This window comes from Providencia huaxiensis (assembly GCF_002843235.3).
GTDB classification, from domain to species: domain Bacteria; phylum Pseudomonadota; class Gammaproteobacteria; order Enterobacterales; family Enterobacteriaceae; genus Providencia; species Providencia huaxiensis.
Map to the genome: position 1 here is coordinate 3,931,268 of NZ_CP031123.2, position 14,283 is coordinate 3,945,550.

The 14,283-nt window shown below is 36.2% G+C and carries 10 protein-coding genes and 3 pseudogenes; 5 read left to right on the forward strand and 8 right to left on the reverse strand.

The features are described from left to right. Positions 1-19: 19 nt before the first annotated feature. Genes CYG50_RS19940 through CYG50_RS23165 form a run of 3 tightly spaced genes read left to right on the forward strand, consistent with a single transcriptional unit; the run spans position 20 to position 2,837 of the window. Positions 20-1,117, forward strand: coding sequence for a DUF4297 domain-containing protein (locus CYG50_RS19940; protein ID WP_102140156.1), 1,098 nt, complete (start codon positions 20-22; stop codon positions 1,115-1,117). 48 nt (positions 1,118-1,165) lie between these two features. Continuing rightward, entirely contained in the window at positions 1,166-2,557 is a 1,392-nt protein-coding gene (locus tag CYG50_RS19945; RefSeq protein ID WP_238706816.1) for a hypothetical protein, read from the forward strand. Then, positions 2,550-2,837: a hypothetical protein gene (locus CYG50_RS23165; RefSeq protein ID WP_238706817.1), complete on the forward strand. Its 288-nt coding sequence runs from the start codon at positions 2,550-2,552 to the stop codon at positions 2,835-2,837. The genes CYG50_RS19945 and CYG50_RS23165 overlap by 8 nt, the downstream gene beginning before the upstream one ends. A gap of 479 nt (positions 2,838-3,316) precedes the next feature. Here the strand turns inward: CYG50_RS23165 and CYG50_RS19950 are convergent, their stop codons facing one another. The 3 genes and pseudogenes from CYG50_RS19950 to CYG50_RS19960 all read right to left on the reverse strand — a co-directional run. Further along, positions 3,317-4,201 (reverse strand): helix-turn-helix domain-containing protein, encoded by an 885-nt coding sequence (locus tag CYG50_RS19950; protein WP_102140157.1) that lies wholly within the window; start codon positions 4,199-4,201, stop codon positions 3,317-3,319. Positions 4,202-4,242: 41 nt separating this feature from the next. Further along, a complete protein-coding gene (locus tag CYG50_RS19955) occupies positions 4,243-4,851 on the reverse strand; it encodes a TetR family transcriptional regulator (protein WP_102140158.1) in 609 nt (202 codons plus the stop codon). A gap of 75 nt (positions 4,852-4,926) precedes the next feature. Beyond that, positions 4,927-5,496, reverse strand: a pseudogene (locus CYG50_RS19960) (efflux RND transporter permease subunit); the annotation flags it as partial. Positions 5,497-5,568: 72 nt separating this feature from the next. On the opposite strand from CYG50_RS19960, the gene CYG50_RS19965 reads away from it, so the two are divergent. Further along, positions 5,569-7,100 (forward strand): IS3 family transposase gene (locus CYG50_RS19965; RefSeq protein ID WP_374189495.1). Its coding sequence is split into 2 segments (ribosomal slippage): positions 5,569-6,031 and positions 6,031-7,100, totalling 1,533 coding nucleotides; the frame shifts between segments, so codons are not numbered across the junction. Positions 7,101-7,104: 4 nt separating this feature from the next. Here CYG50_RS19965 and CYG50_RS19970 read toward each other — a convergent pair. The 4 genes and pseudogenes from CYG50_RS19970 to CYG50_RS19985 form a co-directional block, all read right to left on the reverse strand. Then, a complete protein-coding gene (locus CYG50_RS19970) occupies positions 7,105-7,884 on the reverse strand; it encodes an efflux RND transporter permease subunit (protein ID WP_102140842.1) in 780 nt (259 codons plus the stop codon). Continuing rightward, positions 7,877-9,408, reverse strand: a protein-coding gene (locus CYG50_RS19975) for an IS3 family transposase (RefSeq protein WP_374189495.1) whose coding sequence is annotated in 2 segments (ribosomal slippage) — positions 7,877-8,946 and positions 8,946-9,408 — 1,533 coding nt in all. Because the reading frame shifts where the segments join, the coding sequence is not laid out codon by codon here. The genes CYG50_RS19970 and CYG50_RS19975 overlap by 8 nt, the downstream gene beginning before the upstream one ends. A 72-nt stretch (positions 9,409-9,480) precedes the next feature. Beyond that, a pseudogene (locus CYG50_RS19980) lies at positions 9,481-11,328 on the reverse strand (efflux RND transporter permease subunit); the annotation flags it as partial. An 11-nt stretch (positions 11,329-11,339) separates the two neighbouring features. Continuing rightward, positions 11,340-12,545: an efflux RND transporter periplasmic adaptor subunit gene (locus CYG50_RS19985; protein WP_148241606.1), complete on the reverse strand. Its 1,206-nt coding sequence runs from the start codon at positions 12,543-12,545 to the stop codon at positions 11,340-11,342. 344 nt (positions 12,546-12,889) lie between these two features. Between CYG50_RS19985 and CYG50_RS19990 the strand changes: the two genes are divergently transcribed. After that, a complete protein-coding gene (locus CYG50_RS19990) occupies positions 12,890-13,495 on the forward strand; it encodes a TetR/AcrR family transcriptional regulator (protein WP_102140579.1) in 606 nt (201 codons plus the stop codon). 648 nt (positions 13,496-14,143) lie between these two features. Here CYG50_RS19990 and CYG50_RS19995 read toward each other — a convergent pair. Continuing rightward, positions 14,144-14,272: pseudogene (locus tag CYG50_RS19995) on the reverse strand (helix-turn-helix transcriptional regulator); the annotation flags it as partial. Positions 14,273-14,283: the final 11 nt, after the last annotated feature.

Consider the following 14,283-nt stretch of genomic DNA (forward strand, 5'->3'; position numbering starts at 1 on the left):
AAGCGTTCGAGGAATTGTAATGGATAGCGAAATAGAGATGGATAACCCACTTGCAGTAGCTCAGCGAGAGTCTGCTGGAGCTGAATCCTATGACCGTTTTGAATATCAATATCACTGGGCTCTATGTCAGGCTTTTTCAGCGTACAGAAATGCTAAAGATTTTGCTGTATTTATGGAATACCATGAAGACGTCATTATTGCTGATTCATTAGACAAAGAAAAAGTTAAGTTTACTTTTAATCAAGTCAAAGCTAATTCTTCAGTTCGTTATACGACGAAAAGCCTTACTAAACGGGATAAAGGGAAAAAAAATGAAAAACCATCTCTTTTAGGAAAACTATGTTCTTCAGCCCATAAAAAAAGCTATTTAAAAAAAGTTACTGAGATAAATTTTGTAAGTACAATAGGTTTTAATTTTTCTCCAAAAGATGGATTAAAATTGAAGGCCATGGGGCTGTCTGATCTGAAATCAGGTGATTTTGATTCGATAACAAATGCTTTAAAGAAAGAAGTTGATGACTTCGATTCTTTTCCAAAAGAAATACTTAGGCTTGTTTGTTCTGACATACCACTTCAAAGTTATTATGAGCACACAATAACAAGTATAACTGATAGTGTTGAGGTCGTATTTCCTAAACATTTATTGAAACCAAAGGATATTTATAGAGTTTTAATGGATGCACTTAGAATCCGAGGTAAAGATACTTTTGATTATGCTAAGTGGGATGAAATACTTGTCAAAAAGGCATTAACATATGATGACATACATGATGTTGTTACAAAAGGTATATCAGGAGAAAACTCAGGAGTTGCTCTTGAAGCAGCCAAATATATTATTGATGACTTAACTGTAACTGCTTTAGAAAAGGGGAAATTATTAAAAGAAGTTAACACATACTCTTTGCGTGTTTTATCTCCTTCATTAGCTATACAGGACATTCAGAAAAGCATTCAGAAAATTATTATAAATAATCGAAGTGATTTAAATAAAAAAATAACTTATGAGCTTCTTGAAAAGATTAAAACTGAATTGCTAAAGAAAAAAATCTCTTTCTTTGAGTCAGATAGGGCATTGATTGCAGCGATTATATACGAAATTATATTGAGTGAAATCTAATGGAAAAAAACTATAAACTGTTGATTAGGAACTTAAGGATAAAATTACATGAGAAAGTTAATTTTAGAGAAAATAATAATAATATCTCATTCAACAAAGTCCGCGAGGCAATTCGAGTTCGGAAAGAATCTGACTCTAATAACTGCTAATGATGGTAATAGCGTTGGTAAATCGACGTTAGCTAAAATGATTTTTTGGTCATTTGGTTGTGAACCATTGTTTTCTAATGTTTGGAAGGCATTGGATTGCTCATCGATTATAAATTTCAGTATAGATGGTGAGTCATATTCTATTCATCGCTATAAAAATGAAATGACCTTTCAAAAAAATGGTGGTATATTAAAAAATTATAGTAAAATTACTGGTGAGTTTTCGGATTTATTCTCAAAATTGGTTTTTTTCGATGTTTTGTTACCAAAAAAAAATAGTTTTAATTTAGAAGTTCCCCCGCCTGCATATTATTTTTTACCTTTTTATATTGACCAGAAGAGGACATGGGTTAAACCATGGGATTCATTTTTGAATTTACAGCAATATAGTAAATGGGCTAAGCCTGTAATATCTTTCCATGCTGGCCTTGTTTCGAAGGAACACTTTGTTATTGAGGAAGATATTTATGAAGTTAAATCTCAAGTAGATGAAGTTAAAAGTAATATCAATGAGCTAACTAATGCTGTTGCTATTTTAAAAAACAATGTAATTCAGCAGGAGTATATTATTGATTCTGAAAGTTTAGCTAGTGATATATTAGAATATGAAGAGTTAATTAAAAATAATTTAGACGAGTCTGCTAATTTAAAAATTGATATTATTAGTCTTGATTCTCAAGTAAAACTTGCAGAGTCCATAGTTAATGAGTTGGATAAAGATTACATTTTTTCTGTGGAAAATATGAGTGAAGGAAGTATTGAATGTCCTACATGTGGAACAATTCACGAGAACTCTATAGCACATAGAAGTAGCATTCTTATTGATAAAGAAAGTGCCGAAAGACAATTATTTTCATTGAAGAATGAAAGAGTTAACGCTCAAAGAGATTTAACTCACTTGAATGAGATGCTTTCAAAGCTTAAAGAAAAATTATTAAATTCACAGTTAGCGTTTGAATCAAGTAATTCAAAGGAGTTTTCAACGTTTACTGCTAATAATGTTGATAAACAAGTTGATATTATTATTGAAAAGAAATCGGTCGTTCTTGAAACAAAAGAAATAGAAGAGAGGAATTTAAAGAAAACTCAAAAGGCTTTGATTACAAAGGAGCAAAGAGACACTGTAAAAGAAAATTTCTCGAATACATTCTTTAAGTATATAGCAAAGTTAAAGGTTAACATTGATGCTTCACTTATAACTAGCCCACTTGACTATAATAAAATATATGAAGTTGGTGGTGCAGCAGAGGATGCAAGGGCTGTTTTAGGATATTATTTGGCTTTTGTATGAGCATATTGCAGAACATTGTTGTGAGGCCATACCACCTCTTGTTATTGATACCCCTAACCAACAAGAGCAATCTACAGAAAATTATAAGAAAATAGTTGAGGCAATTGCTAGGGGGGTTACTGAAAACAAGCAGTATATTATTTGTGCAATGCAGCATAGTGCATTGGATACCCTTTCAAAAAATGCGAAGGTTATTCGTTTAGATGAAAAAAAAATACTTACAGCTTTTGAGTATGAAAAAGCAAAAAGTATTGAAGAAGAATTTCTTTTAGTATTATGACCTGTACGTACTAGTGTGAATACGATAAAGTTGGATGGTAATTATGTCATCAGGCTTCCTTGGTAATCACACTAATATATCAAATCTTAAGTAAGGCATTTTTAGCTCTAATCTATGGAGGCGATTCAACTATGAAAGTTAGAATTTCAGGATTTTCTAATAGTTCTGGTATGGATCTTTATGAAAACATCATTTCTATTTATCAAACACCCTGTATCGAAGTACCTATTCACTTCTCTTTAATTCAGATTTAATAATAAAGTAAATTAAAGAGTTTTCTAGGCAAAAAATGGAAAGTGTAATTCTTAAAGATGTCATCGTGTATGATCGCTAAATAGTGGGTAGCGCATAACGATGGAAACTAAGTCTAGCGAGTTAAACGTTACACGTGTCATAAGCTCTACTATATATCAATCGCGAAAATTAAAGCGGTAGAAATGATGCTCCAAGCAGACGATTTTTATGGGGCTGCTGATTGACTAAATAATGTTATTTTTTTCATGGATAGGTATATAGTACCTAACCTCATAAATATAATTAGAAGGATTATCAATAAAATCATTATAATTAGTTCCTTCCTTTATTTTGTACAGTTCAATATTGGTTTTTATTAATACATTTAAATTCAATTTATTAATTGCAAAGTAATTCATTAATTGTATTATTCTATCTATATCAATATTAATTTTTTTATTGGTTATTTTGAACTCAATGAAATCTCCCTCCGTAACGTTATGATTGAATTTATTTGTTCCTATGTTTTCTTCAGATGTCATTGTGTAATTATATTTCATTTCTTTTTGGTTTTTTTCTATGTCTCTAAAGAAAATAATTTTATTTGGAATGGTGCCATTTTTATTTGGCAGATATTTCCATAACTTTTTTTTTATTTCTTTTATTGTGCTTTGGTTTTTTTCAGACTTATGAAGATATAAGTCTGGCATCTGTAATTTTTTAATTTCATAATCAAAGATAAACTCTCGGTTGCAAATGAAGGGGATCTGAAAAGCATCTAATTTTATTTTTTCACTTCGTCTATATTCTAGTGGGGTTATTTTAAATAGTGATTTAAATGATCGGGAAAAACTTTGCTGTGAGTCAAAGTTGTATTTAATTGATATATCAAGAATTCTATTGTTTGATTGTTTCAAATCTATAGCTGCATTTGATAATCGTCGACATCTAATATAATGACCAATAGATATACCGGTATATTCTTTAAATAATCGTTGGAAATACCATTTTGTATATCCTGATTTTTCTGCGACCATATTTAAATCAATTTTTTGGTCTATGTTACACTCAATCCAATTGATAATGTCTTTGGTGGTTTCTTCTTGTAATTTTATTGAGTTTTTTTTCATGTTTAGTAATAACTCCGTTGAGAAATAATTTATCAAGTGTTCTATAGATTATTTTTTAATAGTAAATTAAGAGAGTTCAATGCTGTACTTAACATGTCTTTATTTGTGATGATCTGTGATCTGGCAAGGCCAATCAAGAAAAAATAAATTAAATAGGAGAAGGTTTCTTCATTCATATCATTCGTTATCTCATTATTTATTCTAGCCTTTTTTAATATCGCTGTTAGTGTGCTCAGTATTTTTTCTTGTTCAGACAATAGGGGACTTATTGATTTTATTTTTTCGATTTCAGCGGTATCACAACGATGAAATATGATTTCAATTATATTACGAGTGTGTGAATCAAAGAATGCATCGTGTATGCATTGATGTAAGCACTCAATTAATTCGGGTAGAATTTTATCTTTTTTCGTCTTGGATATAAATTCAAGACGGGTCAATATATCAAGTTTTCCTCTATCAATTACCGTCCGTAATAGCTCATCACGACTTGAAAAATACCAGTATATAGCTCCTCGAGTATAACCAGCCTTCTTTGCTATATCGGAGAGAGTTGTCTGTGATACACCTTTTTGGCTATAACACCATTCTGCTGAATCTAAAATTTTTTCTCGAGTTTCTGAAGAGGTAATATTTATTCTCGGTGTCATAATATTCCCATTGAATCTGAATTTGGATATCAGAATTTAATTTTAAATTCTGATATCCAGTTATTTTTCTTTAGCTTATGAATTTTTTTTCCTGATACGCTGTATTCTTTCAAAGACAGAAATGACTACAACGAAGAATAAAGGAACAAAAAAGATGGCAAGGAATGTTGCAGATACCATTCCGCCGACAACTCCTGTACCAATTGAATGTTTACTCCCTGCACTAGCCCCAGTAGATATGGCAAGAGGAATAACTCCCGCAGTGAATGCTAATGATGTCATTATAATAGGACGTAGTCTCAGCCGTGCAGCTTCTATTGCAGCATCGATGAGTGATTTTCCTTGTTTTTCTACCAGTTCTTTTGCAAATTCAACAATTAAAATTGCATTTTTAGCTGACAATCCAACGATGGTTAGTAGCCCTACTTGGAAAAATACATCATTTCCAAGCTCTCTAAGCAATGTGGCAATAACAGTTCCAATTACACCAAGTGGCACTACTAAAATAACTGCGATAGGAATAGACCAACTTTCATATAAAGCAGCAAGGCATAAAAATACAATAGTGAGGGATAGTGCATACAATGCAGGGGCTTGTGAGCCCGATAATAATTCTTCATATGACAATCCAGTCCATGCTACACGCCCCCTGTGTCAGGATAGTTGTCGCCTCAGTTTTTCATAAAAATATAACAGGGAGCGGTAAGTTAGATATTAGTGAAGCATTATCCTGAAGATCATAAGAAAGCCATCATTAGAAAGCTGGTTGAAAGTGGCTTATCATTACGCCAATTCGCAAAGCTAGAAAGTATCAACTTATCTACTTTGTATTCATGGCGAGATAAGTATTTAAAAGCAGGTTCTAGTTTGGCTGATAGCAATAGTTCAGATGGTTGGTCACCAGAGCAAAAGTTCTCAATTGTTTTAGAAACAGCAGCATTGAGCGAAATTGAGTTAAGTGAGTATTGCCGTGAAAAAGGGCTTTACCCTGAGCAAGTTAAAGAATGGAAGCGAAGCTGCATTGCAGGCAATCAAACTAAAGCCCAGCAACGTAAGCAATTAACCCAAGAGCGAAAGGATGATCGTAAGCGGATTAAAGAGTTAGAAAGAGAGTTAAAGCGCAAAGATGCTGCGCTTGCTGAAACGGCAGCGTTGTTGGTGCTCAGAAAAAAGTTAAATGCCTACTGGGGGGAAGACGAGGACAATTAACCTCACTCACAGATAGGCAGCATTACGCATCTCTGATTGATGAAGCAGTCGGCTCAGGTGCTAGAAAAGAGAAAGCCTGTGAAGAAGTTGGTATGTCTGTACGCACATTACAACGCTGGCAGGAAAGCGGTGAAATCAGTGGTGACAAAAGACCTACAGCTGATAGGCCAGAACCGAGTAACAAGCTCACTGAGGAAGAGCAGCAAGCGATATTAGCTACCTGTAACCAAGAAGAATACGCCAATTTAGGGCCAAGTCAGATAGTGCCAATGCTGGCAGATAACGGGCAATATCTCGCGTCTGAATCGAGCTTTTATCGTGTGTTGAAAGCCAATGACCAGCTAGCCCATCGAGGTAAAGCAAAACCTAAAGGTAGCCGAGCTAAACCTAAGGGGTACACAGCGACAGCGCCAAACCAAGTGTGGACTTGGGATATTAGTTACTGCCCGTCAACGGTCATTGGTCGGTTCTTCTACCTCTACATGATAATCGACATCTTCAGCCGTAAGGTTGTCGGGTGGGAAGTTCATGACAGTGAATCAGGTGAACATGCTGCCCAATTGCTTGAGCGCACGCTCTGGTCTGAGAAATGCGTTAAAAAAGACGTGGTATTGCATTCAGATAACGGTAGCCCGATGAAATGTTTGACGATGCAAGCCAAAATGCTTGATATGGGTGTCATTGGCTCTCGTAGCCGCCCCGGTGTCAGCAATGATAATCCGTACTCAGAATCATTGTTCCGCACGGTCAAATACAGTCACCGCTGGCCAAGCGAAGGCTTTAAAAGCCTTGAAGATGCAAGAGCTTGGATGAAAGGCTTCGCTCAATGGTACAACACTGAGCACAGGCATAGTCGCATCAAATTCGTGACACCAGCGCAACGCCATAATGGTGAAGATAAAGCGATATTGGCAAGACGCCATGAGCTATATACCAAAGCGCAAAAAAAGAACCCTAACCGCTGGTCAAAGGGTATTAGAAACTGGGAGGAAATCGGTGATGTGAAATTAAACCCAGAGAACAAAAAAGAAGCTGCTTAACAGCTCAGGCGACAACTACCTTGAAAAACGCCGCACGTATCCCTTCAGGTAATGATTCAGCTATTTTTTCGATAGCCGCCATTGCTTCTCCTGAGCTTTTACCGGGAGAAGGTGCCCCTAATAATTCAATGGCAGGAACTCCGTTATAACGCTCTAATTTAGGTGAGCCATAAATCCATTTACCTGTAGCGAAAGAAGCAAAAGAGACCATTTTGCCATCCTTATTACGCACATACCATTTGTCAAAATCTTCTTGGGATATACGTGAATCAGGGATTCCTTGAATATAGACTTTTTTTACTCGACCTTTATCGATAAAGTCATTTACATAGGAAGATCCCCATGCTGCAGACATCGTATTGTTTACATCACTTAAATTAAGTCCAAGTGCTTTGACTTTTTCATCGTCAATTATTATTTGGAATTGGGGCTCATCATTCATGCCGTTTGGGCGAACCATAGAAAGTGCAGGGTCTTGCGCTGCCATTCCTAATACTTGATTACGCGCTTGCATTAGCTCTGCGTGACTATATCCTCCTTTGTTTTCTAAAAATAAATTAAATCCTGTTGCATTTCCAAGTTCCATAACTGCGGGGGGAGCAAATGCGATAACATTAGCTTCTTTAATATTATTAAATCTGGACATAGAGCGATCAGCTAATTGAAAAACACTTAGTTTTCGTTCTGACCAAGGTTTTAATTGTACAAAAGCCATACCTGATCCTTGTCCACGACCTGCAAAGCGGCGTTTTTCAAGGTAGTTGTCGCCTGAGCTGTTAAGCAGCTTCTTTTTTGTTCTCTGGGTTTAATTTCACATCACCGATTTCCTCCCAGTTTCTAATACCCTTTGACCAGCGGTTAGGGTTCTTTTTTTGCGCTTTGGTATATAGCTCATGGCGTCTTGCCAATATCGCTTTATCTTCACCATTATGGCGTTGCGCTGGTGTCACGAATTTGATGCGACTATGCCTGTGCTCAGTGTTGTACCATTGAGCGAAGCCTTTCATCCAAGCTCTTGCATCTTCAAGGCTTTTAAAGCCTTCGCTTGGCCAGCGGTGACTGTATTTGACCGTGCGGAACAATGATTCTGAGTACGGATTATCATTGCTGACACCGGGGCGGCTACGAGAGCCAATGACACCCATATCAAGCATTTTGGCTTGCATCGTCAAACATTTCATCGGGCTACCGTTATCTGAATGCAATACCACGTCTTTTTTAACGCATTTCTCAGACCAGAGCGTGCGCTCAAGCAATTGGGCAGCATGTTCACCTGATTCACTGTCATGAACTTCCCACCCGACAACCTTACGGCTGAAGATGTCGATTATCATGTAGAGGTAGAAGAACCGACCAATGACCGTTGACGGGCAGTAACTAATATCCCAAGTCCACACTTGGTTTGGCGCTGTCGCTGTGTACCCCTTAGGTTTAGCTCGGCTACCTTTAGGTTTTGCTTTACCTCGATGGGCTAGCTGGTCATTGGCTTTCAACACACGATAAAAGCTCGATTCAGACGCGAGATATTGCCCGTTATCTGCCAGCATTGGCACTATCTGACTTGGCCCTAAATTGGCGTATTCTTCTTGGTTACAGGTAGCTAATATCGCTTGCTGCTCTTCCTCAGTGAGCTTGTTACTCGGTTCTGGCCTATCAGCTGTAGGTCTTTTGTCACCACTGATTTCACCGCTTTCCTGCCAGCGTTGTAATGTGCGTACAGACATACCAACTTCTTCACAGGCTTTCTCTTTTCTAGCACCTGAGCCGACTGCTTCATCAATCAGAGATGCGTAATGCTGCCTATCTGTGAGTGAGGTTAATTGTCCTCGTCTTCCCCCCAGTAGGCATTTAACTTTTTTCTGAGCACCAACAACGCTGCCGTTTCAGCAAGCGCAGCATCTTTGCGCTTTAACTCTCTTTCTAACTCTTTAATCCGCTTACGATCATCCTTTCGCTCTTGGGTTAATTGCTTACGTTGCTGGGCTTTAGTTTGATTGCCTGCAATGCAGCTTCGCTTCCATTCTTTAACTTGCTCAGGGTAAAGCCCTTTTTCACGGCAATACTCACTTAACTCAATTTCGCTCAATGCTGCTGTTTCTAAAACAATTGAGAACTTTTGCTCTGGTGACCAACCATCTGAACTATTGCTATCAGCCAAACTAGAACCTGCTTTTAAATACTTATCTCGCCATGAATACAAAGTAGATAAGTTGATACTTTCTAGCTTTGCGAATTGGCGTAATGATAAGCCACTTTCAACCAGCTTTCTAATGATGGCTTTCTTATGATCTTCAGGATAATGCTTCACTAATATCTAACTTACCGCTCCCTGTTATATTTTTATGAAAAACTGAGGCGACAACTATCCTGACACAGGGGGAAAGTTAAAACCAGAAACCGTCATCACAGACTCAACAGTTTCACTTTCATCATCAAGCATATATTTTGCAATTTCAGAGAGAACCTTTTGTGTTCGTTCTGCGCTACTATTTGCTGGCATTTGTACTTGAACGAGCATAGTGCCTTGGTCTTCATCTGGGAGAAATGATGTAGGCATCATTGGAAATAGGACAATAAGAGAACAAGTAATAAGAGTAAACGCAGCCATGCCACTTTTTCTTGCTTTGAGCAAACGAGTTAGTCCATTAATATACTTATTTGTTGAATACTCAAAGAAACGGTTAAACCAACCAAAAAATCTATTTTTGTGTTCATGTCCTTCTACCACCGGTTTTAATATTGTAGCGCAGAGCGCGGGGGTAAAAATTAGCGCAACAATAACTGAAAGAGCCATTGCTGAAACAATAGTGATAGAAAATTGTCGATAAATTACACCAGTTGATCCGCCAAAGAATGCCATTGGAACAAATACTGCAGATAAAACTACTCCTATACCAATTAGCGCCCCAGTAATCTGGTCCATTGATTTACGGGTTGCCTCAATTGGAGATAGTTTTTCATCAACCATTAAGCGCTCAACATTTTCAACAACGACGATTGCATCATCAACTAATAAGCCAATGGCAAGTACTAGGCCAAACATAGTCAAAATATTAATAGTAAAACCAAATGCTGCCATTACGCCTAGTGTACCCAAAAGCACCACAGGTACTGCTAAAGTAGGAATAAGTGTTGCTCGCCAATTTTGTAAAAATAAGAACATGACGAGAAAAACTAACACAATCGCTTCAAATAAAGTATCTACTACGCCTTCTATAGAAGTGCTTATTACTGTGGATGTGTCGTAAGGATAAACAACTTTTACACCATTAGGGAAAGTTGCCTCCAAATCTTTTAAAGTATCTTTAACTGCATTAATAGTTTCTAGGGCATTAGCACCACTTGCTAATCTTAATGCTATACCTGCAGAAGGTTGATTCTCACCATAGTTAGCTTGTATATAAAAATTTTCAGAACCTAATTCAACTTTAGCCACATCTTTTAAACGAACTTGTGAACCATCTGTATTCATTTTGAGTAAAATATTCTCAAACTGCTCTGGTGTTTCAAATCGTGTTTTTCCGATAATAGTTGCATTTAATTGAACATTTTTAGTTGTTGGTAGTCCCCCTAATTGTCCTGATGAAACTTGTACGTTCTGTGATCTTATTGCGTCGCTAACATCTAAGGGAGTCAGGTTATAGCTAACTAATTTCACAGGGTCTAACCAAATACGCATCGCATTTTGGGCTCCAAGAACCATGAAGTCGCCAACGCCTTTTGTTCTTGATAGAGGGTCTTGTAAGTTAGAAACTATATAGTCGCCAAGGTCAAAGCTACTCATTTTTCCATCGGTAGAAATTAACCCCATAACTAACATAAAATTGATTTGGAACTTAGCGACCCGGATGCCTTGTTGTTGCACCTCGTCAGGCACTAATGGTGTTGCAAGCGATAATTTATTTTGTACTTGTACTTGAGCAATGTCTGGGTCTGTTCCTTGGTCAAAAGTGACTGTAATTGAGAAACTTCCATCAGCATTACCATTTGAACTAATATATCTGAGGTTATCAAGGCCATTTAGCTGTTGTTCAATAACTTGTACAACCGTATCTTGAACAGTTTGTGCAGAGGCTCCTGGGTATGTACCGCTAATTTGAATTGCTGGTGCGGCAATATTGGGATACTGGTTAATAGGAAGCACTTTAATTGATAAAGCACCAGCTATCATAATAATAATTGCAATAACCCAAGCAAATATAGGTCGATCAATAAAAAATTTTGACATTGAGATTTTCCTTAATCATCTTCTTTTTGATGTGTTGCAGGCAATATAATGGAAGATGTTATATTGTCTTTTTCATCTTTTTGACTTGAGTTTTTCGTCGGAAAATCATTAATAGTATTATTTGAAGTGATATGAACAATAGAACCTGGCTGGACTTTCTGTAAACCTTCAATAATAACCTTATCACCAGAGGACAATCCCTCAGAAACTAACCAATTATTTCCGATCGTCCTATCAACGGTGATATATCGTAATTCTACTGTATTTTTGTTATTAACGACCAATGCTGTCGCTTTCCCATCAAGATCCCAGGTGATACCTTTTTGCGGGACTAATATCGCATTTTCGAGGCTTCCTTCTTGAAGTTGGGCATGTACAAACATGCCTGGAAGTAACGTTCCGTTTGGATTGGGAAAAACAGCTCTTAAAGTTACAGCGCCAGTACCTTCATCTACAGTTATTTCAGAAAATTGCAACTTTCCTTGGTGATTGTATTGTTTACCGTTTTCTAGCGTTAATTCAACAGCGACTTGGCTATTACCAATATTTTTTAATTTTCCGCTTTCTAGTTCATCTTTTAAACGAAGTAATGACGTTGATGACTGTACAATATCTACATAAATAGGGTCTAATTGCTGAATAGTTGCTAGTGGCAATACTTGATTAGCCGTTAACAATGCGCCTTGAGTAAAAGATGAACGACCTATACGGCCTGATATTGGCGCCGTTATTTGAGTATAACCTAAATCAATTTTTGCACTTTCTACAGAGGCTTTTGCCTGCAAATATTTTGAACGAGCGTCATCTCTATCTTGCTGACTAACAGCATTACTTATCACTAAGCTGTCATACCTTTTAGAGAGTAATCTTAGAGCTTCTAAGTTTGCTTGCGCTTTTGCTAATGTTGTTTTGTAGGGGGCGGGATCTATCTGATAAAGTGGTTGCCCTACTTGAATTTTAGAGCCTTCTTCAAAGTATCTTTTTTGAAGAATTCCTCCGACTTGCGGTCTGATTTCGGCAATTAAAAAAGGGGATGTTCTACCTGGTAATTCAGTTGAGAGTACTAATGTTTTTGGTACCAGCTCAATCGTAGATACCTCTATTATTTGGCTTTTTTTTTCAATATCTTCCACGTTTTTTTCACAAGATGTAAGTACGAAAGATGTTAATATAGCTAACATTATGTTCTTACTGGGAAGTTTTAGTTTCTTGTTCATATAAAGTCAACCTATCTATAATGTAAAATGAATACTCTAGTAAAAAACATAATCTATTGATATAAAAGAGTATTGTGCATTATTTCATACCTACTCACTTATAGGTTGGTCAACCAACCTATAAGTGGTCGGAATTGAAAGACCACAAAAGGAAAACAGATCCTGATTTAAAAAAAAACTGGTTAACCAACCTATTTAATGGAGATATATAGCTATATCTATACCAAATTTTTTAATCACGCATTCTAGGTTGAGTAACCAATCTAGGTCAAGTAGAATTAGTTTATACTTTTGATGAAAAGAGCTACATTAACTTATTGATATAATAGTTATAGAGGTACTTTATGATTTCTAAAGATATAAGAGGTATAGAGAAGGATGACTCTGATACAGCTAAAAAACGTAAGGCCCAAGTACTAGGTGCGGCAGCTGAGTGCTTCAGCATTAGAGGTTTTCATAAAACGAGCTTAGCCCAAATAGCAGAAAAAGCAAATATGAGTACTGGACATATATACCACTATTTTAAAAGCAAAGAAGATATTATTGCAGAGATTGTGCGAAATGAAAAAAGTGATGCTGACCTTTTTATTGAGAAAGCTCGTCAGGCAGTAAATGACGATGAAGCGATAGATATGTTAATTGAAGATTTTGCCATTGCAGCAGCTATACATAAAAATACACAAAGAGCTTCATTGATGATGGAAACTTTAGCTGAAGCAGCTAGAAACCCATTTATATCAAAAGTGGTTCACAAAGAGAATAAAGAATTTCAAGAGTCAATTTTGGGAATTTTTAAATATAAAAAATCAGAAATGAAATCAAAGCTTGAAATCATTAGTGCAATTTTACATGGGTTATCAGTGAATGCTTTAAGGAACCCTGATATTGATAAAACTCTTGATTTAGATATGCTAAAAAGTGTTGTTAAATTCATATTAAAGGAGGCATAAGAGTAGTTATTATTAAATAATCATTAATAGTATTGATGGGCAATAGCATTGATTTTTTAGACTAAACTATTATCTATTGTGTTAAAAATCTAAGGCTAATTTAAAGTTAGTCTTAGATATAAGAAAGTTAAGTGAGAATAGATTAAAAATTTATACCTCTCATTTTTGTCATGTTGATACAAATAATATTACTAGTTTAAATAAACCTATCGAGTCTTTAATGAATTTGGTGTTCGTGGCTAGAGGTATTTATCAACTGGAGCAGTAATTTAGCTACCATTCCTAGCTGCCTTTTTATAGTCTCTTGTATTTGAATTTTACAAAGTGTTTATAAGCAATGACAGTCTTTGCCGTGCTTCAAGTGTATGGGTTTTACAGCGAATTGGCATATTGTTTAAATGCATGTGTATAAGAATCCAAAACCGAACAGGAACATATACACAATCCTATATAGATTCAGTATCGGACTCTATCAGATGGTTACGGATAATGATTGACTAAAAAGCAGTATAATCATTATAAATCAAGGTGTTTACAGATGAGTACGGACGTCTGGGGACGTTGAGATGACACCGATAATAGAAGTTGAACCTATGACCTAGCATTATAAATAAAGCAATATATATCTATATTATTCCAATAACATAGTTAGTTATTTTTTCTCGATTCAGTAATCCGTTGCTGCAGCCAGTTTTCAACTTCACTCCGTAACCAACGAGAGCTACGTCCTAGTTTGATAGGTTTAGGAAACTCGCCGTCTTGAATTAGCTTATAAAACTGTCCACTTC

Bases quoted from the DNA above. Each gene is read 5' to 3' on its own strand.
- CYG50_RS19940 (WP_102140156.1), top strand. From the start codon at position 20: ATGGATAGCGAAATAGAGATGGATAACCCACTTGCAGTAGCTCAGCGA.
- CYG50_RS19945 (WP_238706816.1), top strand. From the start codon at position 1,166: ATGAGAAAGTTAATTTTAGAGAAAATAATAATAATATCTCATTCAACA.
- CYG50_RS19985 (WP_148241606.1), bottom strand. From the start codon at position 12,545: ATGAACAAGAAACTAAAACTTCCCAGTAAGAACATAATGTTAGCTATA.
- CYG50_RS19950 (WP_102140157.1), bottom strand. From the start codon at position 4,201: ATGAAAAAAAACTCAATAAAATTACAAGAAGAAACCACCAAAGACATT.
- CYG50_RS19990 (WP_102140579.1), top strand. From the start codon at position 12,890: ATGATTTCTAAAGATATAAGAGGTATAGAGAAGGATGACTCTGATACA.
- CYG50_RS19955 (WP_102140158.1), bottom strand. From the start codon at position 4,851: ATGACACCGAGAATAAATATTACCTCTTCAGAAACTCGAGAAAAAATT.